This window comes from Phytomonospora sp. NPDC050363 (genome assembly GCF_040655735.1).
Classification (GTDB): domain Bacteria; phylum Actinomycetota; class Actinomycetes; order Mycobacteriales; family Micromonosporaceae; genus Phytomonospora.
In genome coordinates this window covers 574,260-595,393 of the sequence record NZ_JBFAKK010000002.1, presented here as the reverse complement: position 1 = coordinate 595,393, position 21,134 = coordinate 574,260, and the positions used below count along the sequence as shown (strand labels likewise).

General features: G+C 73.3%; 13 protein-coding genes. 5 read left to right on the top strand and 8 right to left on the bottom strand.

The features are described from left to right. Positions 1 to 13: 13 nt before the first annotated feature. Positions 14 to 661: a hypothetical protein gene (locus AB0I28_RS07275; RefSeq protein ID WP_357490511.1), complete on the top strand. Its 648-nt coding sequence runs from the start codon at positions 14 to 16 to the stop codon at positions 659 to 661. Between the two features lie 82 nt (positions 662 to 743). Here AB0I28_RS07275 and AB0I28_RS07270 read toward each other — a convergent pair whose 3' ends face one another. Both AB0I28_RS07270 and AB0I28_RS07265 read right to left on the bottom strand, forming a co-directional pair. Beyond that, positions 744 to 986: a hypothetical protein gene (locus tag AB0I28_RS07270; RefSeq protein WP_357490508.1), complete on the bottom strand. Its 243-nt coding sequence runs from the start codon at positions 984 to 986 to the stop codon at positions 744 to 746. 90 nt (positions 987 to 1,076) lie between these two features. Continuing rightward, positions 1,077 to 1,439 (bottom strand): VOC family protein, encoded by a 363-nt coding sequence (locus AB0I28_RS07265; RefSeq protein WP_357490505.1) that lies wholly within the window; start codon positions 1,437 to 1,439, stop codon positions 1,077 to 1,079. Positions 1,440 to 1,605: 166 nt separating this feature from the next. Here AB0I28_RS07265 and AB0I28_RS07260 point away from each other — a divergent pair, with 166 nt between their 5' ends. After that, positions 1,606 to 10,680 carry a MupA/Atu3671 family FMN-dependent luciferase-like monooxygenase gene (locus AB0I28_RS07260; RefSeq protein ID WP_357490501.1) on the top strand — a complete coding sequence of 3,025 codons (9,075 nt, stop codon included), beginning with the start codon at positions 1,606 to 1,608 and terminating at the stop codon, positions 10,678 to 10,680. 39 nt (positions 10,681 to 10,719) lie between these two features. Next, positions 10,720 to 11,214 (top strand): YajQ family cyclic di-GMP-binding protein, encoded by a 495-nt coding sequence (locus tag AB0I28_RS07255; protein ID WP_357490498.1) that lies wholly within the window; start codon positions 10,720 to 10,722, stop codon positions 11,212 to 11,214. Positions 11,215 to 11,308: 94 nt separating this feature from the next. Here the strand turns inward: AB0I28_RS07255 and AB0I28_RS07250 are convergent, their stop codons facing one another. From AB0I28_RS07250 to AB0I28_RS07240, 3 genes are all read right to left on the bottom strand, one after another. Next, positions 11,309 to 14,353, bottom strand: coding sequence for a BTAD domain-containing putative transcriptional regulator (locus tag AB0I28_RS07250; RefSeq protein ID WP_357490496.1), 3,045 nt, complete (start codon positions 14,351 to 14,353; stop codon positions 11,309 to 11,311). Positions 14,354 to 14,426: 73 nt separating this feature from the next. After that, a complete protein-coding gene (locus AB0I28_RS07245) occupies positions 14,427 to 15,329 on the bottom strand; it encodes a DUF2797 domain-containing protein (RefSeq protein ID WP_357490494.1) in 903 nt (300 codons plus the stop codon). A gap of 44 nt (positions 15,330 to 15,373) precedes the next feature. Next, complete coding sequence (locus tag AB0I28_RS07240; protein WP_357490492.1) at positions 15,374 to 15,799, bottom strand: LuxR C-terminal-related transcriptional regulator; 426 nt, start codon at positions 15,797 to 15,799, stop codon at positions 15,374 to 15,376. A 422-nt stretch (positions 15,800 to 16,221) separates the two neighbouring features. Between AB0I28_RS07240 and AB0I28_RS07235 the strand changes: the two genes are divergently transcribed. After that, the gene (locus tag AB0I28_RS07235) at positions 16,222 to 16,950 is read left to right on the top strand and encodes an alpha/beta hydrolase (RefSeq protein WP_357490490.1); all 729 of its coding nucleotides are present in this window, start codon (positions 16,222 to 16,224) and stop codon (positions 16,948 to 16,950) included. Here the strand turns inward: AB0I28_RS07235 and htpX are convergent. Both htpX and AB0I28_RS07225 read right to left on the bottom strand, forming a co-directional pair. Continuing rightward, complete coding sequence (gene htpX / locus AB0I28_RS07230) at positions 16,947 to 17,801, bottom strand: zinc metalloprotease HtpX (protein ID WP_357490488.1); 855 nt, start codon at positions 17,799 to 17,801, stop codon at positions 16,947 to 16,949. The two genes, AB0I28_RS07235 and htpX, sit on opposite strands and share 4 nt — an antisense overlap. Before the next feature lie 30 nt (positions 17,802 to 17,831). Beyond that, the gene (locus tag AB0I28_RS07225; protein WP_357490486.1) at positions 17,832 to 18,689 is read right to left on the bottom strand and encodes a helix-turn-helix transcriptional regulator; all 858 of its coding nucleotides are present in this window, start codon (positions 18,687 to 18,689) and stop codon (positions 17,832 to 17,834) included. A gap of 140 nt (positions 18,690 to 18,829) precedes the next feature. Between AB0I28_RS07225 and AB0I28_RS07220 the strand changes: the two genes are divergently transcribed. Continuing rightward, positions 18,830 to 19,609 (top strand): NAD(P)H-dependent oxidoreductase, encoded by a 780-nt coding sequence (locus tag AB0I28_RS07220; RefSeq protein WP_357490484.1) that lies wholly within the window; start codon positions 18,830 to 18,832, stop codon positions 19,607 to 19,609. Between the two features lie 3 nt (positions 19,610 to 19,612). Here the strand turns inward: AB0I28_RS07220 and AB0I28_RS07215 are convergent, their stop codons facing one another. Continuing rightward, entirely contained in the window at positions 19,613 to 21,130 is a 1,518-nt protein-coding gene (locus AB0I28_RS07215) for an NADH-quinone oxidoreductase subunit N (protein WP_357490482.1), read from the bottom strand. Between the last annotated feature and the right edge of the window lie 4 nt (positions 21,131 to 21,134).

Sequence of the window (21,134 nt, the reverse complement as noted above, 5' to 3'; positions counted from 1 at the left end):
CGAGGAGCCCTTGATGTCCACCACCCCCGCCCCGGCCTCCCGCCTCACCACCCGACTCGGCGCGGCCGCCGTCGCCGCCGGTGGTGTCCTCTTCGCCGGATACCAGATCCTGCGCCCCTACGCCGACGAGACGAAGTTCGAGGGGCTCCAGGCGATGGCCTCCAACGCCTGGATCGCCGCCCACCTCTACGCCTGCGCCACCTTCCTGCTGCTGCCCTTCGCCTTCTACGCGCTGCGGCCGCTGGTCGGGCACACCAGGCTCGCCTCGGCGGCCGTTGTCACCGCGTGGCTCGGCGCGGGCCTGACGATCGTCTACTACGGCGCCGAGATCTTCGGGGTGCACGCGATGGCCGTCCGGGGCGTCGAGACGAACGACGTGACGATGCTCGACTCGGTCGAGGCCTTCCGCTACCACCCCGCCGCGATGACGATCTTCGCCGCCGGACTGCTCCTGCTCGGCGTCAGCGGCGTCCTGGCTGCCATCGCGATCGCCCGCTCCGGCTCCTTCGCGAAGTGGACCGGCTGGCCCCTGGCGATCGGACTTGCCCTCCTGCTCCCGCAGTTCTTCACTCCCCCGGCCGGCCGCATGGCCCACGGCGTTCTCCTCGCGATCGGCGCGATCGCGGTGGGCGCGGCGATGTGGCGGTCGAAGAAGTCCTAGGCGGCCCGCCGAGGCGCCGAGTCCGAGCACCCGCTCGCACTCGGCGCCTCGGTCCGTTCCGGTGACGGCCTGTCGCGGCCGGCTAGCAGCAGCTCTTGGGGTAGACCCAGGTCTCGTGACCCGCGCAGATGTAGCGGTGCGCCACGCACGCGTGGCACGAGCACGTGTTGGACGGCGCGATGCAGTAGGAGCCGTTGAAATAGCACTGCTCGGCAGAGGCTGTCGAGCTCGGCACGATCCGCGCGAGCAGTCTGTCGCTGATGCGTTCGAAGGTTCGCAGCATGGCTGGCCCTTTCCGATTGTCGGTCAGGGCCAGGATGCCCACTGGGGCGCCGGGAAACCTTGCACCGACCTTGAGCAGGCCTGAAACGCCAGCGTGGCCGGACGATCGACTCCACGGTTTCCCGAACTGTCGTCAGGGACGCCTTCCCAGGACGCAGAACTCATTTCCCTCCGGGTCGGCGAACACGACCCAGCCCGAACCGTCGTCCTCACGGCGGTCGGCGACCACCGAGGCGCCGAGCCCGAGCACCCGCTCGCACTCGGCGTCGCGGTCCGTTCCGGCCTGAAGGCAGACGTGCACGCGGTTCTTCACCGTCTTCTGCTCCGGCACGCGTTCGAAGTAGAACGTCGGGCCGCCGGGGCGGTTGACACTGGCGACCGGATCGCCCGGATTGTCGTCATCGTCCAGCGGAAGTCCGAGGACCTCGCTCCAGAACGTCGCGATGGTGAAGGCGTCCTCGCAGTCGAAGGCGATGTTCTGCACGGTGAGCGCCATGATGCCTCCAGGGGCTGATTCCACGTCGCCGTCCAGGAAAGCACAGGTACCGTCGGTTCGTCGCCCGGACATCGAACCCCGTCGAGGCCTGTTGTTAGACTCGCCGCCTGTTCGGCACAGACGGGGCGCACCAAGGCATCGCGGGCGAGTGCAGTGGAGGACGCCAATGAACGACCACCGCATCGCCGTGATCGGCATGTCCGCCCGCATGCCCGGCGCTGATTCCGTCGAGGAGTTCTGGCAGCGTGCGCTGGCCGGAGCCGTCGACGTGCATCGCTTCACCGAGGCCGAACTGCGGGCCGCCGGGCTCGCGCCCGGACTGCGCGCCGCGGCCGCCGGACTCGGCGACATCGCCGCCTTCGACGCCTCCTTCTTCGGGCTGAGCGCCGAGCGGGCCGCGCGGACCGACCCGCAGCACCGCATCTTCTACGAGGTCGCCCATCACGCGCTGGAGGACGCCGGTTACGCCGGTGGTTCGCCGCGCACCGGCCTCTACGCCGGCGGGGGCTACGACCTGCACTCCCTGCACGGATACCTGCGCCACCAGCTTGGCGAGGCCGCCGAGGAGGTCACCGGCGACCGCGAGACGAGCCTGCAACTGGCCGCCGACAACGCATCCGGGCAGCTCGCCGCGCAGACCGCCGAGCTGCTGGGCATGTCCGGGCCCGCCGTCGGCGTGCAGACCGGGTCCTCAACGGGTCTGGTCGCCGTCCGCCTGGCGGTCGCCGCGCTGCTCAACGGCGAGGTCGATCTGGCGCTGGCCGGCGCGAGCGCCGTGCACGTGCCGCAGGTGCTGGGTTTCGAGCCCGGCAAGGAGAACGGTCTGTCGCCGACCGGTGTGTGCCGCGCGTTCGACGCCGAGTCGAACGGGACGGCCGTGGGCAACGGCGTCGCGGCGGTAGTACTGAAACGGCTCGACGAGGCGCTGTCGGACGGCGACCGGATCCACGCGGTGATCCTCGGCGCGGGGACGTCGGTGCGGCGCGCGCTGTCGGCGGCCGAGATCGGCTCGGTGGACCTGGGTTACCTGGAGGCGCACGGGACCGGCGACCCGGCCGAGGACCGCGCCGAGTTCGCCGCCCTGACCGCCGCGCTGCGGGAGGACACCGACGAGACCGGGTTCTGCGCGCTGGGCAGCGCCAAGCCCGCGATCGGGCACCTCGACGCAGCCGCCGGCCTCGCCGCGTTCGTGCGGGCGGTATGCGCGGTCCGGTCGGGCGTGATCCCGCCGCTGGCCAACCACACCGCGCCGGACCCGGCACTGTCCATCGAGGACAGTCCGTTCCGGATTCCCGAGCAGGCCGTGGCATGGCCGTCCGTGGTCGGTCCCCGCATCGCCGGCGTGAACGCCGTCGGCACGGGCGGCGCCGACGCTCACGTCATCCTCGCGCAGCCACCACAAGTCCGGCGTGGCACCACTCTCTCCCCGGCAGCGCCGCACGTCCCCGGCCTGCTGCCCATCTCCGCCGAACACCCCGAAGCCCTCCGCGACCTCGCGGGCGCCTACGCCGCGAGGCTTCGCCAGTCGCCCGCGCCCCGGCTCGCCGACGTCGTGGTCACCGCCGCGCTCGGCCGCCGCCGCTCCCGGCACCGGCTGGTCGCCTACGGCGAGACCGCTCCCGCCCTGGCCGACGCGCTCGACGCCTACCTGTCGGGCACCCGCTCGGAGCACTACAGCGCCTACCAGGCAAGCGATTCGGTGCATCCGCTGTTCGCCTTCAGCGGCCTCGCCGAACCCGGCCCGACGGCCACCAAGGCGCTCTACGACCGGTGTGCGCACTTCCGCGAGATCGTCGACGAGGCCAGCGCCCGCCACCACAAGCTCAGCGGAACTTCTTTGACGCCGACGCTGCTCGGTGAGACCGAGACGGTGCCGGCGATCGCGCTGTCGGCGCAGTTCGCCGCGCAGGCCGCGATGACCGCCCTGTGGCGGCATCTGGGCGTGCACCCGAGCCTCGTCCTCGGCCACGGAGCCGGCGAGTTCGCCGCCCTGCACGCCGTCGGGGCCATGTCGCTGGCCGACGGTGTGCGGCTGGCCGCGGGATTCTCCGCACTCGTCGAGCAGGAGACGCCCGCCGGCGGGATGGTCGCCGTCCTCGCCGACCGCGCCACCGTCGACACCGTCATGGCCGCGTGCCCCGGCATCACGCTCGCGATCGTCAACGGGCCCGAGAACCACGTGCTGGCAGGAGGTGCGGGCGTCGTCGACAAGGCCTGCCGCCTCGCCAAGGCCCTCGACCTGCGCTGGCAGCGGCTCCCGGTGACCCGCGCGTACCACTCCGCGCAGCTCGAACCGGTCCGCGGCGCGCTGCTGGCGCTGGCCGAGTCTGTCGACTGGAAGCCCGCCGCCGTCCCGTTCGTGAGCGGTCTCGACGGGCAACGGCATCCGGCGGGCTGGGAGCCGGGCGCCGACTACATCGTCGAGCAGGCACTGAGTCCGGTGCGCTTCGACAGCGTCCTCGGCCATGTCGCCGCCGCCGAGGACGCGATCCTGCTGGAGATCGGGCCGCAGCCGGCGCTGACGCGACTCGCGCGCAGCGCCATCGCCGGCCTCCCGACGATCTCCAGCGGCCGCGAGGGCACCGAGGTCGATCCCTTCCACCGCGCCATCGGCGAGCTGCACTGCGCCGGCGTCAGCGTCGACTGGAGCGCCCTGATCGAGGAGACCGACGGCAGGCGCGTCGACCTGCCGCTCTACCCCTTCCGCCGGGACCGGCACTGGGCCGGGAACGCCGCCCCCACACCGATCCCGACGGTTCCGATCACGGTGTCCCCCGTGACGCCTTCCGTCGTCGCGATCGCCGAGCCGACACGGCGCCCAGGCCCGTCCACCACCGTCGCACCGTCCACAGGAGACCGTCACATGCCAGGCACCCCGGTGAACCGCACCGAGGACCCCGCCCCCGTCACCGACGGTTCGCAGGAGGCAGCGGTGTTCGCCGCGACGCCCTCGACGGAGCAGTACTCCCCCTACGCCTTCACCGACGCGCCCGGAGACCTCATTCCCGGCGGGTACAGCCCCGACGGAGGCGGCGGCGGGCACCGCGCCCTCGCCGAGGCCATCCACCTGGCCGCCGAGGCCGCCGCGTCGGCCGCGCGGGCCGCCGAGCACCTCGCCGTGCAGATCCCGCGCCGGCCGTCGGGAGCGGGCCGCCCGGCCAGCAGCCCCGAGTTCGGGCTGTGCTTCCTGGGCCTGCACGCCGACACCGCCACGCGCGGCTACCGCTTCCTGCGCGAGACCGCCGAGTTCGCCGACGCCCAGGGCTTCGCCACGCTCTGGCTGCCCGGCCGGCAGTCCACCCCCTACGCCGGGCCGTTCCCGAGCACCGTCGTGCTCGCCGCCGCCCTGGCCGCCGACACCTCCTCGGTGCGGTTGCACGCCACCGACCTGGCCCTGCCCGCGCACGACACCGTGCGGCTCGCCGAGGAATGGTCCATGGTGGACAGCCTGTCGGCCGGCCGGATCGCCCTGACCCTCGGCGCCGACGGCCCGCCGGCCGACTTCACCCCCGATACCTATCAGGACCGGCACGACAGCTTCGACCGCCGCGTCGAGGAACTGCGCGCCTTCTGGCAGGGCACGCCGGTGCGCCGGTTCATCGGCGACGGGTCCGAAGTGGACATCCACCTGCATCCCCGGCCCGTACAGGAGAAGGCGCCGCTTCACCTGTCGGCCGTCGCCACCGCCGACTTCGAACGGGCGGCCCGCCTCGGGCTCCCGGTCGTCACCAACCTGATCTCGCAGGACCTGGAGACGCTGCGCGCGCACCTGTCGGCCTACCGCGCCGAGTGCGCCGACCCGCACGTCACCGTGCTGCTGCACACCCACCTCGCCGGAGATCTCGGCACCGCCCGGCGGGAGGCCTTCGGGCCGCTCGCGCGGCACATGCGCTCGGCGCCCGCGCTGTTCGCGCGCTTGATGGAAAGCCTCGACCTGCCCGCCGACGGGGATCCCGAGCAGCTGTTCCAGCGGGCCTATGACCGCTTCTGCGACACCCGCGCGCTGATCGGGACGGCGGCGTCGGTGACGCCGCTGATCGAGGAGCTGCGCGAACTCGGCGTCGACGAGATCGGCGCGATCGTCGACTTCGGGCTGGACGCCGACGGTGTGCGCTCGGGGCTCGAACTGCTGGCGGGCGTGCGCGGCGAGTTCGCGGCGGCCAAGGCCGTCGAGGCCGGCGACGTGTGGGGCACGCCGGAGAAGGACGCGGCGGGGCAGGTCGACGGCGACGTGGACCACCGCGTGGCGCGCGAGGTTCGCGGCGGGGACGGTGCGGCCGGCGCCGAGGTGCGGCTTCCGGCGGCCAGGCTCGGGGCGGGGCACGCCGAAGAGCTGGCGAGCGGCGTCGAGGGCGGGGACGGGGACGGCTCCGAGAGGGCCCCGCGCGACAACCGCGCGACCGCGGACACCATTCGACGCGCGCGGGACGAGCGCGCGATGCACGACGCCGGAAGCCCGCGGGACGAGCGCGCGACGCAAGACGCCGAACGCACGCGAGACGAGCACGCGGGCGCCCGCCTGAACGGCCGGACCACCGGCGACGCGAGGTCTGCGGGCCACGCCGCACCCTCACAAGCGGCTCGGACGGAACCCTCCCACCCAGGGGGGCCAGCCTCCACTGACAAGTCAACCCCGTCAGGCGTCGGCGAGCGAGCGCTTCGAAACGCGCCTGTGGATAACCCACCGGTTGTGGACAACGCCGACGCGGATACCGCCGACGCGGACGCCGCCGAGGCACCCGCCCCGGCGAATTCCCACCGGGTCGACATGTCCGCGCTGCCGAAGCGGCCCGCGCGGCAGGCCGAGGACGGCAGGCCGTCCGGGATCGCCGCGGCGGTCTTCGAGGTGCCCGCCGACGAGGCGGGACCGGCGAGCGCCGGGCTGTTCCAGCGCCAGGTCGCGCGGGCGGAGGCGCCGGCGACAGGGCCCGAAGAGTCGGCGCCGAACCCGGCCGAGCCGCTCGGACGGCGCCGGCGGCAGGCACCGGAGGATCCGGCGGATCGAAACGTCACGGACGCCCCGCAGGACGAGGCCACCGCCGCCGAGGCCCGACCCGAGGTCATCACCGCGTCCGACTGGGCGGCACCCGCAGCGTCACGCCGTCGCGCGCCGGAGCAGGGCACCGCCGAACCGGCGCACCCCCAGCCGCAGCCGGGCACAGACGTCGCGGGTCAGGAGCACCGCGCGCCGGGGCAGGCCGTCGCCGCGCCGCCGCACGGGCGGCCGGGCACGGCCATCCCGGCCCAGGCCGCCGAGGAACCGTCCGCGGAGCCGGCTCCCGCCGTGCCCGCGAACCCTCCCCCCGCCACTCCCGTCGCCATGCCCACGAGCCCATCCCGCGATATTCCCGATACCCCGCCCGCGAGCCCTTCCCGCGCCACCCCCGTCGCCGAGGCTCCGCCCGCCCACGAGGCACACCCGCCCCGTCGGACGGACCGCTCGGACCGCCCCGCCGAGACCGAGAGCCCCGCCCTGCCCTCTGCCTGGCAGCGCCGCTCGGCGTTCGACCAGACCGCCCGACCCCAGCCGGTCGAGCCGCCGCAGGCCGCACAAGCCGCGCCCCAGCCGGCCCCCGAGCGCCCGCAGGCCCCGCAACCCGCGCAGGCCCCGCCGACCGCCCCCCAGCCCGCCGCCCCCGAACCCCCCGAGCGCCCAGAGCAGCTCGCTCCCCAACCTCCCGTCCCCCAGGTCCCCCAGCAGCGCCGCCCCGACGACGAACCCGCCACCACCCCCATCCCGATCCCCATCCCCGACTACTGGCCCCACGTCCTCGCCCCGCCCCTCCCCGTCGTCGCGATGCCCGCCGACCGGAACCGCTCCGCCGCCCCCATCGCCGCCCGCGCCTTCGAGGACACGCTCCTCGCCCCGAAGCTCGCCGCCGCCCTCCGTGCGATCGGCGACCCGACGACCGCCCAGCCCGCCGCCGGCCGCGACGCGATCGTCGCGCTCATCGCCGGCGTCGCCGTGACGGTCCGGCGCTTCTCCGGCCAAGACGACCTCGTCCTCGGCGTCCCCGGCGGCCTGCCGCTGCGCGTGGACCTGTCGGGCGACCCGGCGTTCGGCGACGTCCTCGCCCGCGTCGCGACGGGGCTGCGGGACGTCGCCGCGAACGCGAGCACCGCGCCCGAGGGCTTCGAGTTCCAGGTCGCGGTCGGCTTCTCGGCCCCGTCGGTCGAGGTGGCGTGGGAGTTCGCCGACCAGGGCGAGGCGATCGTGTGCCGGGTCGGGTACGCCACCGCGATCTTCGACGCCGGCAGCGCCCGGCGCTTCGGCCGCTACCTGCGCGACATCCTCACCGCCGCGACGGAGGACCCGGCGCAGAGCCTGTCCCAGCTGGACGACCTCTCCGACGACGACATGGGCGCCCTCGACCACTGGCATCGCGGGCCGCAGGCCGACCCGGCCGGCGTGACCGTCGACGAGCTGTTCGCGGCCTTCGCGGCGCGCACCCCGCAGGCGACCGCGGCCTCCTGCGGCCGCGACTCGCTCACCTACGCGACCCTCGACGCGCTGGCCAACCAGCTGGCGCACCAGCTCCGCTCGCTCGGCGTCGGACCGTCCGATGTGGTCGGTGTGCTGATGCCGCAGGATCTGCGGCTCGTCGTCACGCTCGTCGCGGTGATGAAGGCCGGTGCGGCCTACCTGCCGCTCGATCCGGCCAGCGGGCCGGAGACGATCGCCCGCATCCTCGCCGACAGCCGCGCGAAGCTCACCGTCGTCGAGCAGGGCCTGAGCACGATGCTCCCCGAGGGCGCGGCGCGCCTGCACCCGAGCCCGGCCGAGCTCGACACCTTCCCGGGCAGCGCGCCCGACCGGCTCACCACGCCGGAGTCGGCCTGCTACGTCCTCTACGACCCCCGGCGGCGCGGCCCCGGCGTGGTCGTCAGCCACCGCAGCCTGTCGAACATGTGCGGCTGGTTCCGCCGCCGCTTCCGGCTCGTCACCGAGGACCGGTCCGCCGCCGTGGCCGGGCCGGGCACCGACGCGTCGGTGCTGGAGATCTGGCCCGCGCTGACCTCCGGCGCCTCGATCGTCATGGGCGGCGAGGACCTGCCCCGCGAGGCACCCGTGCTCGCCGAGTGGCTCGCCTTCGCCAAGACCACGATCGCGGTGCTGCCGACCGGCGTCGGCGAGCACCTGCTGAGCCTGCCCGCGCAGTCGCAGCCGCAGGAGCTGCGGACGCTGATCGTCGGCGGGGAACCTCTGTACCGCAGGCCTTCGGGCGAGCTGCCCTACGAGGTCGTCAACGCCTACGGCCCGACTGAGGCGACGGTGCTGGTGACCAGTCACACGGTGACGTCGGAGGGTTCGGGCGGGGTGCCGATTGGCACGCCGATCGACAACACGCGCCTCTACGTCCTCGACGGCGCCGGCCGGCCGCTGCCGGTCGGCGTGCCCGGGGAGCTCTACATCGCCGGCGACTGCCTGGCCTCGGGCTACCTCAACACCGCGTCGCTGACGGCGCAGCGTTTCCCCGTCGACGGCGCGGGTCAGCGCTACTACCGCACCGGGGATCTGGCTCGCTGGACCAACGACGGCGTCCTGGAGTACTGCGGGAAGACCGCCGACCAGGTTCCGCTGGCCGGGCACAAGGTCGACCCGGCGGCCGTCGCGGGCGTCCTGCGGGCGCAGGCCGGTGTCGCCGACGCCGCCGTCCTGGCATTGCGCGGACCGGACGGGTCGCCGTATCTCGCGGCGTTCCTGGTCGTTGAAGAAGGGGCGGCACCCGTCGAGGAGCTGGCGGCGCTGTTCCCCGCCTACGCGGCTCCCCGAACGTGGACCGCGCTCGGTGAACTGCCGCGCGACGCGGCCGGCGGGGTGGACCGCACCGCGCTGCTCTCCCATGCCCCGGCGTTGTCCACAGGAGACGCTGAGTCACCTCGGAATCCAGCGGACGAATCACCGCCAATCCCCACGAAAGACCCCGCAATAGCGCCCGAACCTGTGGATAAACCTGTGGACGAAGCTCTCGAAGGACGGCTCAACACCGTCCAGGAGGGCATGACCGGCTTCTTCGACCAGTTCGGCGCCGCGCTCAATATTCCCGTCCACGTCGACCTGTCCGGGCGGCTCGATCCCGGCGCCCTCAAGGACGCCTTCACCGCGCTGACCGTCCGGCACCACTCGCTGCGCAGCCGCTTCGCCGAAGACGGCGGCGAGTGGTACCAGGAAGTCCTCGACGACCGCGAACCGCGCCTGAAGATGCTCGACCTGACCGCCCTCGCCGAGGCCCAGCGCCCCGAACGGGCGCAGGCGCACGCCGAGGAGGCCCGCACCGAGCTCTTCGACCTCGACGCCGGGCACGCCTGGCGCGGAGTCCTGATCAGACTGTCCGAACAGGACTGGCGGCTGATCCTGGTCTTCCACCACCTCCTCATCGACGACTGGGCGCGCGCCCTGTTCCTCACCGAACTCGCCGAGCTGTACAACGCCGCCGTCGAGCGGCGCCCGGCCCGCCTTCCGCGGGCCACGCAGGCGATCGCGCACGCCGCGACCGAGCCCGAACCCGACCGGGAGCGGCGCCTCACCTACTGGCTGGACCGCCTCGACGGCATCCCGCTGGGCGCCGCGCTCCCCTACGACCGCCCCGGCGGCCGCGACAACCGGCGCGCGTTCGCCGAGGTCGCCCTGCCGTCCACAGTGGTCGACGCGGCCGGCGAGCTCGCCGAACGGCAGGAGACCACGCCTTACGCGGTCTACGCCTCCGCGCTCGGCGTGTTCCTCTCGCGCCTGGCCGGTACCGAGCACCTGCTGCTGCGCACCCAGTGCGTGCTGCGCGACGAGCCGGGCACCGAGACGGTGATGGCGAGCATGTCGCTGTCGGGCGCCCTCGAACTCGACCTCGGCGGCGACGTCGACTTCGCCTCGCTGGTCGAGCGCACCGGTGACGACCACGCCGACGGCACCGCCCGCCACGTCGTCTTCCCCGCCCTGCTCGACGCCCTGGCCGAGCAGCGCGGACCCGAGATGGGCGGCGACTTCCCGCAGTTCCTGTTCCCCGGCTCGACGGTCTCCGCGCTCGGCTTCGACGGTGTCGAGGCGAGCTTCGAGGCCGAGCCGATCCACATGGTCCCCGGCACTATCTTCATGTGCGTGCCCGGCGGCGACGGGTGGCGCCTGGTGCTCCAGTACTCGCCCGGTCAGCTCGACGAGGAGACCGCCGCGAGCTGGATCGAGACCTACGCGACGGTGCTGGAGCAACTCTGCGCGGATCCGGATACGCCGATCGGCGACCTGTAACCTGACCTGTGAACCTACGACCGCAGGAGTTTGAGAACCGTGGCCAATCCGTCCTTCGACATCGTCAGCAAACTCGACATGCAGGAACTGGACAACGCGATCAACCAGACCGCGAAGGAACTGTCCACCCGCTTCGACTTCCGGGGCGTCAACGCCTCCATCGAGCGTGCCGGTGACGAGGCGGCCACCCTCACCGCCGACACCGACGACCGGGTGAAGGCCGCGCTGGACGTGTTCAAGGACAAGCTGATCAAGCGCGACATCTCGCTGAAGGCCCTTGAGGCCGGCGAGCCGCGCGCCTCGGGCAAGGTCTACAAGATCGACTGCACCTTCACCGTCGGCATCGCGCAGGACATCGCCAAGAAGATCAACAAGAAGATCCGCGACGAGGGCCCCAAGGGCGTCCAGGCGCAGATCCAGGGCGACCAGATCCGCGTGACCGGCAAGAAGCTCGACGACCTCCAGGCCGTCATCGCGCTGCTCAAGGGCGCCGACGACGTCGAGGTTCCGCTGCAGTTCACCAACTACCGCTGACCTTGCCGACGGCACCGCCACGAGACGCCGATGGGGCGGGAGATCTGAGCGGCGGGTCCACTGTGGGGGTTCGGTCTTCCGGTCCCTTGACGCTTCACGGGTTCCCGCCGACCGCGGCGATGCGGGCGAGCAGTTCGGCGACGTCGGCTCCGTCGGCGGCGGCCTTCCGTGCGATCCCGGCCGCCGACTCGACGCGCCCCAGGTCGAGCGCGGCCCGCGCCAGTTCGCAGCGGATGCCTCCCCGGGTCCGCAGGTAGCCGATCTCGGTGGTGACGGCGACGGCCTCGTTCAGGGGCGCGATCGCCTCGTGCGGCCGACCCATCGCACGCAGGGTCTGGCCGAGGGTCAGCAGCGCCGTCATCGTCCGCTGCGGCTGACGCAGCCGCCTCGTGCCGGCCAGCGCCTCGACGATGATGCCGTGGGCCTCCTCGGCGCGGCCATCGAGGGTGAGGCCCTCGGCCAGCGAGACGAGCATGAACAGCTCCTCGGGCCGGTCCCCGACCAGGCCGAGGATCCCGGCCGCTTGCGTGCCCCGCCGGATTCCGGCCGCGCGCCACTCGTCGTCCCGCATCTCCACGATGGCCAGGGCACCGAGGGCACGGCCCTCACCGCACAGGTCTCCGCCCGCTCGCATCACCGGCGCCGCGCGGACGAACCACGACCGCGCCGCCTCCGCTCCGGCGGCGAAGTACTCGAAGACCCCGCGTTCCTTCAGGGCCCAGCCTGTCTGGGCCAGAACCGCGGGATCGTCCTGGGGCAGCGACGCCAGCGTCGCCAGCGCCCAGTCCGAGGTGGCCCGGACGGCCCAGTGGTGGTGGCACAGGCGCGCGCTCTCGGCCAGCTGGACGGCGGCCGCGGCGGCGCGCAGCAGGTCGCCCCGGGCGAGGAAGTGGCGGCGGGCGCGTCCGGCCGACAGCAGGGCGGTGGCCTCGTGCCGGTGGGCGCGCGACGACCGGGAGCGGGCGAGGTCGAGGAAGGCGCGGGCCCCGGCGTCCTCGACACGGCCCAGCGCGCCTTCGAGGAGCGCGATGGCGTCGTGCGCGGAGCCGCTGAGGTCGAGGTGGTTGACCAGCGTGCAGGTCACCCGCCAGGCGAGCTCGCCGCCGGCTCGCGCGATGATCCCGAGGAGCAGTTCGCGCTCCTCGGCGAACCATCCGCGGGGATTGCCGCCGACTGCGGCGAGGCTGCTTTCCTCGGGTTTCGGCGCCCAGCCGGGCAGCTCGGGGGACGGGTAGTAGCGGTAGCCGAGCGCGTCGTCGGCGTGATGCGCCAGCACCAGCATTAATTCGTACGCGCGCCCCAACGCCTCCCCGCCGTCCCCCGCGTCCTCCCGCGCCCGTTCCCGCGCGTACAACCGCACCAGGTCGTGCATCACGTACCGCAGCCCCAACCCCTCGGCCGCCTCCGCCGGCCGGAGCAGCTGCGCGTCCAGCAGCTCGTCGAGCACGCCCTCAGCCTCGAACAGGTCGGTCTCCAGCAGTGCCGCCGCCGCCTCGGCGCCGAACCTCGGCGTCGGCAGCAGCGCCGCGAGGCGCAGCAGCCTGGCGGCGCGTTCTCCGAGGTCGCGGTAGCTGTGGTCGATGCTGCTGCGGACTTGGCCGTCGTCGTCGGCGAGCTCGTCGAGGCGGGCCCGCTCGTCGCCGAGGCGGGCGAGGAGGGCGCCGAGTTCGCCGCCCGACATGCGGGCGGCGCGGGCGCCGAGGATGCGCAGGGCCAGGGGGTGGCGGCCGGCGAGGTCGGCGAGCCGGTCGAGGGCGGCGGGGTCGGTGGCGGGGCCGCCGGTTCGGCGGATCCCGGCGAGCAGCCCGGCGGCCTCGGGTGGGGTGAGCACGTCGAGTTCGACGACGAAGGCACCGTCGAGGCCGGCGAGGAGCCTGCGGCTGGTGACCAGGGCGGCGCTGGCGGCGTTGACGGGCAGGAGGGGCCTGACCTGGGCCTCGCTGGCGGCGTTGTCGAGGACGAGGAGCACCCGCCGCCCGGCCATCACCGAGCGGTAGACGCCGAGGCGCGCGTCGGGGTCGTCGGGGACGGCCTGCCCGGCGACGCCGAGGGCGTGCAGCAGGTCGCCCATGACGGCGTGGGGGTCTTTCGGCTCGTCGTCGAAGCCGCGCAGGTCGACGAAGAACCCGCCGTCGGCGAACAGCCCGGCGTGGCGGTGGGCGGTGCGGACGGCGAAGCTGGTCTTGCCGATCCCGCCGAGGCCGGCGATGACGATGGTCGCCGGGTCGCGGTGGTCGGGGTTGCCGCGCAGGATCCCCGCGACGTGCTCGGCCTCGGCGTCGCGGCCGATGAAGTCCCCGAGCTCGGCGGGGAGGCGTCCCGGCGACGGGGGCACGGCGGCGGGTTCGGCGCGGCCGAAGGTCCAGGCGCGCACGGCGTCGACGGCGGGCTGGAGGTCGCCGCGCAGGATCGCGCGTTCGAGGTCGCCGAGTTCGGGTCCGAGCGCCGTGCCGAGTTCGCGCTGGTGGAGTTCGCGGGCGGCAAGGTGCGCCTCCAGGGCTTCTGCGGGCCTGCCGCGCACGGCGAGCGCGAGGATCAGCAGGTACCAGAAGCGCTGGTGGTAGGGGTGTTCGGCGGTGAGGCGGCGCAGTTCGGCGACGGGCGCGGCGCGGTCGCCGAGGACGACCTCGGCGGCCTGGGTGAGTTCCACGACGGCGATGTGCTCGGCGGCGGCGGTGTCGGCGTGGCGGCGGGCGGTCCCGGTGTCGAGGCCGTCCCAGGCGTGGCCGCGCCACACGGCGAGGGCCGCGCGGCCGGTGGCGAGGGCGGCGGGCCACTCCCCGGCGGCGGCCCGGCCGGTGGCGGTCGCGGCGAGTTCGCGGAAGACGCGGATGTCGACGCGCGCGTGGGCGGGGAGGTCGAGGACGTAGCCGCCGTCGGCGGTGCGGAGCCTGCCGTCGAGACCGGCGTCGGACAGGGCCGAGCGGAGGCGGTGGACGGCGATCTGGAGCTGGTTGGCCGCCGTCTTCGGCGGGGCGGTCCCCCAGACGAGGGCGATGAGCTCGCCCGACTGCACGACGCGGCCCTCGTTGAGCAGCAGCGCCGACAGCAGGCCGCGGGTGCGCTTGCCCGTGAGGGCGGCGCGTTGCCCGTCGACGACGATTTCGGCGGCGCCCAGTACGCGGAATTCGACGTCCATCGCCTCTAAGATCGCCTCAACGGTCGGGTGCGGAATCCTCGATGGTATCGCTACCACGGGTGCCGCGGACGCCTCAGAACAGAGTGTCCTGCTCGGGCGCGGGGGCGCGGCCGAGGTCCAGAAGGGACACGTCGACGCCGTCGAGTGGCGCGCCGCCGCCGTCGGCGATGGTCCGCCCGGCGAGCAGCCGCAGGTCGACCAGGAGCGTGCCGCCGTCGGTGTCGAGGACCGCGTCGCGTCCGGCGAGGCAGCGCAGCACCCCGGTGAGGCAGGCGTCGTATTCGATGTCGGTGACCTCGCGCTCGGGTCTTCCCGCACCGGTCAGGCCGTAGGTGTCGCGCAGGTCGGTGACCTTGAGGTCCTCGACGGTCAGCTCGCCGGCCCCCGCGACGATCGGCGCGAGCCGGCGGTGGGCCTCGGCGAGCTCGGTCCCGGCCGCGTAGGAGGGGTGCCAGCGCCCGCGGGCCTTGGTGCGGTGCCGCAGGCGCTCGGTGGCGATCTTCGTCGCCGACGCGGCCAGTTCGGCGCGCCGGATCGGGCGCAGCGGCCCGGTCGCCAGCCACGTGTAGGCCAGCGCCGCCTGCTCGGTGAGGCGGTTGGTGCCGCGTTCGAGGGCGGTGAGGCCGACCTTGACCAGCCCCGGCCCGAAGTAGGCGAGGTAGAGGCGGAACTCGCGCGGGTCGTCGAGCGCCTGCCCGCGGGCCAGCGCCTTGCCGGGGTCGGTGCGTTCGCACGGGTCGCACTGGGCGGCCGTGCGGGCCGTCGGCAGGACACGCTGGTTGGGGCAGCCGACGCGGCGGCCGAGGTTGGGGATCCACACGCCGATGCAGCGGCGGACCCCGGGCAGCCGCCACGACACGCGCTCCCCGAGCTGGAGCGGCACGTGCGCGTCGGTCCCTTCGGGGGAGGTGAAGCACAGGCTCGCGCGACCGTCGGCCCAGCTCACGCCGGTGTGCGGCCAGTCGGGCAAGGGCATGCGGGCTCCTCCGTCGGGGGGGAGTCAGTCTAGGTCGCCGGGTTTCAGGTGATGATGCCCGCCCGGACGGCGATGATGACGGCGTGCGCCCTGTTTCGGGCACCGAGCCGCCGGTACAGGTGGGTCGCGTGGGACCGGACGGTCTCGGTGGTCAGCCCGAGCTGCACGGCGATGTCGGTGAGCGCGGCGCCCGAGGCGAGCCCGGTGAGCACTTCCTTCTGCCTGCGGGTCAGCGGCTGCGGGGTCGGGACCTGAGCGTCGGGGGTCTCGCGCAGCATCGCCTGAAGGCGCGCGGCGCCGGTGATGGCGTGTTTGAGCGCGGTGAGTTCGATCGAGGTCAGGGTCGCGGTCTGGTAGCCGTCGGCGACGCATTCGGCATGCCGGGCCACCTGCCGCCACTGGTCGGCCAGGGCGGTGAGTCGGGGGTCTTCGTCGGCGGGGACCGGGCGCGTCCGCGTCATCGCGGGCATCGTTTCCTCCACAGTGGAGCGAGTGCGGAGGTTGCACTGTAGAACGATTTCAGGGCCCGAAGACTGACACCTTGTGCGACATCGTTCGATCGGGCGACGGTTCGCACCGTTGGTCTGCGGCCCACCGTTTCCGGCGGGGCGGTCCCGGGCCGTTGCGAGGCGGGCTCCAGAGTGCCACCACGGGCGCCGAAAACCCAGCCCGCATCCCCCGAACGTGCAGGTCGGCGGGCTCAGAAGGGATGCGGTCGGCGTCGACACCAGGGGCCCGCGACGGCCCGCGAAAACGGAGCCGGATGCCGCGCGCCCGGTGGGCTCGCACAAGCGGGAATCTTCGGCCGGCGACCGACAGCGATGTGCGACGCCGGACTTTCCGGTGCGCACCGCACCTTGTCCCCGCGCCGGATCGGGTGCACGATTGCCACATGTGGGTCGACGATTCGGGCGGCGACGACGTCCCGGTGGTGATGCTTCACCCGGGGTGGGGCGACTCGGCCATTTGGGAGCCCCTGCTCGAACTGCTCCCCGCCGACGTCCGCACGATCCGCTTCGACGCGCGCGGCCACGGCCGCTCCCCCGCGCCCACGGAACCCTTCAGCACCTACGACGACCTCGTCGCCGTCCTCGACCACTGCGAGGTCGACCAGGCCGTCCTCATCGGGTGCAGTGGTGGCGCCGCCACGGCACTGGCCCTCGCGGTCCACGAACCTGAACGCGTCGACGGGCTCGTCCTGGTCGGCCCGGGCGTGTCGGACTACCCCTGGGACTTCGACGACCCCTACTTCGACACCTTCACCGCGCTCTATGACAAGCGTGACGTGGAGGGCCTCGTCCAGCTCGGCCGCCAGACCTGGGCCCGCTCGGGAGTGTGCGACGCCGTCGAGGCGCAGCTGCGCAGCGGCGTGCTGGCCATGATCGCCCAGGACGGCCTCGCCGAGATGGACCCGCCGACCTACAAGGGCCTGGCCACCATCGAGGTGCCCACCGCGCTGGCCGTCGGCGAGCTCGAACACCCGCTGGTCACGCGCTGCTCGATGGACGTGGCGGCCAGGATCCCCGACTGCTCGCTCGTGACCGTCCCGGGCGCCGACCACCTCCTGCCGCTGCGGGCGCCGGAGGTGCTCGCCGGGCTGGTGGCGGAGGTCCGCGACTAGCGGATCGCGCTGGCCATCTCTTCGAGACGGCGGACGCGCTCGGCCATGGGCGGGTGCGTGGAGAACAGCTTCGCCACGCCGCCGGAACTGAACGGGTTGGCGATCATGAGGTGCGCGGAGCTGGTGACGGTCCCCTGGGCTCTCAACGGCATGCGCTTGGTCCCCGCGTCGATCTTGCGCAGAGCGGAGGCGAGGGCGAGGGGGTCGCCGGAGAGTTCGGCGCCGGACAGGTCGGCCTGGTACTCGCGGCTGCGGCTGATCGCCATCTGGATCAGGCCGGCCGCGATGGGTCCGAGGATGATCGTGAGGAGCAGCACGACGGGGTTGGGGCCGTCGGAGTTGCCGCCCAGCGGGAGGAACAGCGCCAGGTTCGCGATCATGGTGATCATGCTGGCCAGGGCGCCGGCCACGCTGGAGATGAGGATGTCGCGGTTGTAGACGTGCGACAGCTCGTGCCCGATCACGCCGCGCAGCTCGCGGTAGTCGAGCATGTCCACGATGCCCGCGGTCACCGCCACGGCGGCGTGCTTGGGGTTGCGGCCGGTCGCGAAGGCGTTCGGCTGCGGGGTGGGGCTGACGTAGAGGCGGGGCATGGGCTGCCCGGCGCGGTCGGCGAGTTCGCGGACCATCCGGTACAGCTCGGGGAACTGCTGCTCGGTCACCGGCTGGGCGCGCATGGAGCGCAGCGCGATCTTGTCCGAGAAGAAGTAGGAGACGCCGTTCATGACCAGTGCGATCACCGCGGCGATGATCAGACCGGTGCTGCCACCGAACCAGTAACCGATCGCGATGATGATGGCCGAGAGAAGGCCGAGGAGCATCGCGGTCTTGAGCCCGTTGAGATAGCGCATGAGTCACTCCTGATCTACGTGACTCAATTGTTACCCTCGCCGCGAGAATTTACCCCCGTATGCGATAGCGGACACAGAGTGACCGGAATCCTCGTCGAGCTCGTCGAGCAGGCGCAGCCCTGCCTCGGCCGCACTGCCCTCGGGCGCGGTGAGGACGACGAGTTCCTGCCCGGGCGCGCGGGGCATGGCGAAGTTCTCCTGGTGGAGGTCGAGTTCGCCCGCCACGGGGTGCCGGAAGGCCTTGCGTCCGTGTGTGCGCTCGGCCACGTCGGCTCGGCTCCACAGGTCCCGGAAGCGCGAACTGCCCTCCGACAGCTCGGTGATCAGGTCCTTGAGCGGCCCGTCCTGCGGGAAACGGCCCGCGGAGTGGCGCAGGTGGCCCACGACGTCGCCGGTGCACTTCTCCCAGTCCCCGTAGAGGTCGCGGCCGTCGGCTTCGAGGAAGATGTGCCGCGCGGTGTTGTAGCCGGGCGCGGGACGGTCGTAGAGGAGGGACGCCAGGCGGTTGGCGGCCAGGACGTCGAGGCGGTGGTCGACGATCATCGCCGGGGTGGCGGTGAACGCGTCGAGGACCCGGTGCAGCTCGGGCCGCAGGGTCGACGGCGGGGACGCGTCCCTGCGCGGCGGGTGGGCGAGGCGGTGCAGGTGGGCGCGCTCGGCGTCGTCGAGGCGCAGCACGCGCGCCAAGGCGTCGAGGACCTGCCCGGAGGGGCGCAGCGCGCGGCCCTGTTCGAGGCGGACGTAGTAGTCGACGCTCACGCCCGACAGGTGCGCGACCTCCTCGCGGCGCAGGCCGTCGACCCGCCTGCGCGAGTCGGCGGGAATGCCGGCGTCGGCGGGGTCGACGCGGGCGCGCCGCGTGCGCAGGAACCCGCTGAGATCGCTCATCGCACCAAGTATGCGCCGCCGGGCCCGGCGAGGTGGTACCGGCAATACCAGGAAGTCCGGTCCGCCGGTCGAAGCGCCCCTGAACGACGGCCCCCGCGGCGCACAGGATCGAGGCCTGTCCCGATCACTGGAGGAAGACCGTGAAGGTTCTCATCGTCTACGCCCACCCCGAGCCGCGCTCGCTCAACGGCGCGCTCAAGGACCTCGCCGTGACCACGCTGGAAGGCGCGGGGCACGAGGTGCGGGTGTCCGACCTGTACGCGATGCGCTGGAAGTCGCACCTCGACGCCGAGGACTTCGGCGCCTCGGCCGGCCCGGACCGGCTCTCGGTCGTCAAGGACTCCGGGCGCGCCTTCACCGAGGGCACGCAGAGCGCCGACATCGCCGCCGAGCAGGCCAAGCTCATGTGGGCCGACACGATCGTGTTCCAGTTCCCGCTGTGGTGGTACACGATGCCGGCCATCCTCAAAGGCTGGGTCGACCGCGTGTTCTCCTACCGCTTCGCCTACGGCGTCGGGGTCCACGACGAGACCCACTACGGCGACCGCTTCGGCGAGGGCACCCTGGCCGGCAAGCGCGCGATGCTGTCGCTGACGATCGGCGGGATGGAGCCCCACTACTCCGACCGCGGAATCAACGGCCCCATCGACGACCTGCTCTTCCCGATCCACCACGGCATCCTCTACTACCCCGGACTGACCGTTCTGCCACCGTTCACGGTCTTCGGGTCGGAGTGGATGGACGACGACGCCTTCGGCCCCATCCGCGCCCAATGGGTGGAGCGGCTGCTCAAGCTGGAGGCGACCGACCCGATCCCGTTCCGGCGGCAGAACTTCGGCGACTACGAGATTCCCTCGCTGCGCCTGCGACCCGGCCTCGAACGCCCGGGCGCGAAGGGCTTCGAACTGCACGCGGAGTGAGGCTCAGCCGCCGGTGACGGTCAAGACGAGCTGCGGGGCGAAGCCGAGGACGACACCGGCGACCGTCGCCGCGCCCAGGGTCAGCGCGACCGGCCACGGTACGCGCGGCCCGGGCGCGGCCACGGCGCCCTCGGGGGCGCGCACGAGCACGCCCGCGACCCGCACGTAGTAGACCAGGCCGATGACGGCGTTGACCGCCACGACCACGGCCAGCCACACCGCCTCGCCTTCGAGGAGCGCGTCGACGACCGTCACCTTCGCGAAGAGGCCCGCCATGCCCGGCGGCAGGCCGGCCAGGCCGACGAGCGCGAGGACGAAGGCTCCCGCCAGCACCGGCGAGCGGCGCGCGAGCCCGGCGTAGTCGGCGATCAGGCCGCCCTGCCGGGAGCCGCGCACGGCGATGACGACGGCGAAGGCCGCGAGCTCCAAGACGACGTAGAAGACGGTGTAGGCCAGCGTCGCGGTGACGGCGGCGTCGACGACGTCCTGCTCACGCCCGGCGGCCGCGGCGAACACCCCCAGGGGCGCCAGGATGTACCCGGCCTGCGCGATCGACGAGAAGGCGAGCAGCCGGACCATGCGGGTCTGGCGCAGCGCGGCGAGGTTGCCGACGGTCATCGTCGCCACCGCGACGGCCGCCAGGAGGAACCCGGAGCGGTCGAGGGCCGGGCGCAGGCCGCCGACGGCGATCAGGAGCAGGGCGAAAACGCCGCCTAGCTTCGAGGCGGTCGACAGGTACGCCGCCACCGGCAGCGGGGCGCCGTCGTAGGTCGCCGGCGCCCACGCGTGGAAGGGGACGGCGGCGATCTTGAAGGCGATGCCGACGAGCACGAGAATGACCGCGACACTGGTCAACGGCAGGTCGACCGCGCCCGGGTCGTAGTCGGGGACGACGTCGGTGACCGGTCCGCCGAGGTTGTGGCGCAACTGGTCGAGGTGAACCGCGCCGGTCACCGCGTACAGCAGGGCCGCGCCCATGAGCGTGACCGCGCTGGAGATGACCGACACGACCAGGAAGTTCACCGCCGACTCGGCGCTCGCCACGCTCTTGCGGCGCAGCCCGACCAGCGCGTAGAGCGGCAGGGTCAGCGTCTCCAGCGCGACGATGATGGTGATCAGGTCGCGGGCGTAGGCGAGGACGACGCCGCCGGTCAGGGAGCAGGCGAGCAGGAACAGGTATTCGCCGGTGGGCGGCGCGGCGCCCGGGTCCTCGGCGTCGCCGCGCAGCGCCGGCCACGACAGCCCGATCACGCCGAGCGTCAGCACGCTGAACACGACCGCGACGACCGCGCCCGTGCCGTCGGCGACGAAGGAGCAGCCGCCGGGCAGGCAGAAGGTCTCCCGCTCCCCCAGCGACGCCACCCACGCGGCAGCGGCGCCGGTGGCGGCCGCGCCGATCGCGGCGACGGCGAAGGTGACCGCGCGGCGGGCGAGCAGGAGGTCGGCGAGGAGGACGAGCACGGCCGTCCCGGCGGCCAGGTAGGCCGGCAGGAGCGCGACGTGGTCGATCGACTGGACCATCGGG

Coding starts and splice junctions, on each gene's coding strand:
- AB0I28_RS07245 (WP_357490494.1), bottom strand. CDS start 15,329: ATGCCCTTGCCCGACTGGCCGCACACCGGCGTGAGCTGGGCCGACGGT.
- AB0I28_RS07215 (WP_357490482.1), bottom strand. CDS start 21,130: ATGGTCCAGTCGATCGACCACGTCGCGCTCCTGCCGGCCTACCTGGCC.
- htpX (WP_357490488.1), bottom strand. CDS start 17,801: ATGCGCTATCTCAACGGGCTCAAGACCGCGATGCTCCTCGGCCTTCTC.
- AB0I28_RS07260 (WP_357490501.1), top strand. CDS start 1,606: ATGAACGACCACCGCATCGCCGTGATCGGCATGTCCGCCCGCATGCCC.
- AB0I28_RS07265 (WP_357490505.1), bottom strand. CDS start 1,439: ATGGCGCTCACCGTGCAGAACATCGCCTTCGACTGCGAGGACGCCTTC.
- AB0I28_RS07235 (WP_357490490.1), top strand. CDS start 16,222: ATGTGGGTCGACGATTCGGGCGGCGACGACGTCCCGGTGGTGATGCTT.
- AB0I28_RS07250 (WP_357490496.1), bottom strand. CDS start 14,353: ATGGACGTCGAATTCCGCGTACTGGGCGCCGCCGAAATCGTCGTCGAC.
- AB0I28_RS07275 (WP_357490511.1), top strand. CDS start 14: ATGTCCACCACCCCCGCCCCGGCCTCCCGCCTCACCACCCGACTCGGC.
- AB0I28_RS07225 (WP_357490486.1), bottom strand. CDS start 18,689: ATGAGCGATCTCAGCGGGTTCCTGCGCACGCGGCGCGCCCGCGTCGAC.
- AB0I28_RS07240 (WP_357490492.1), bottom strand. CDS start 15,799: ATGCCCGCGATGACGCGGACGCGCCCGGTCCCCGCCGACGAAGACCCC.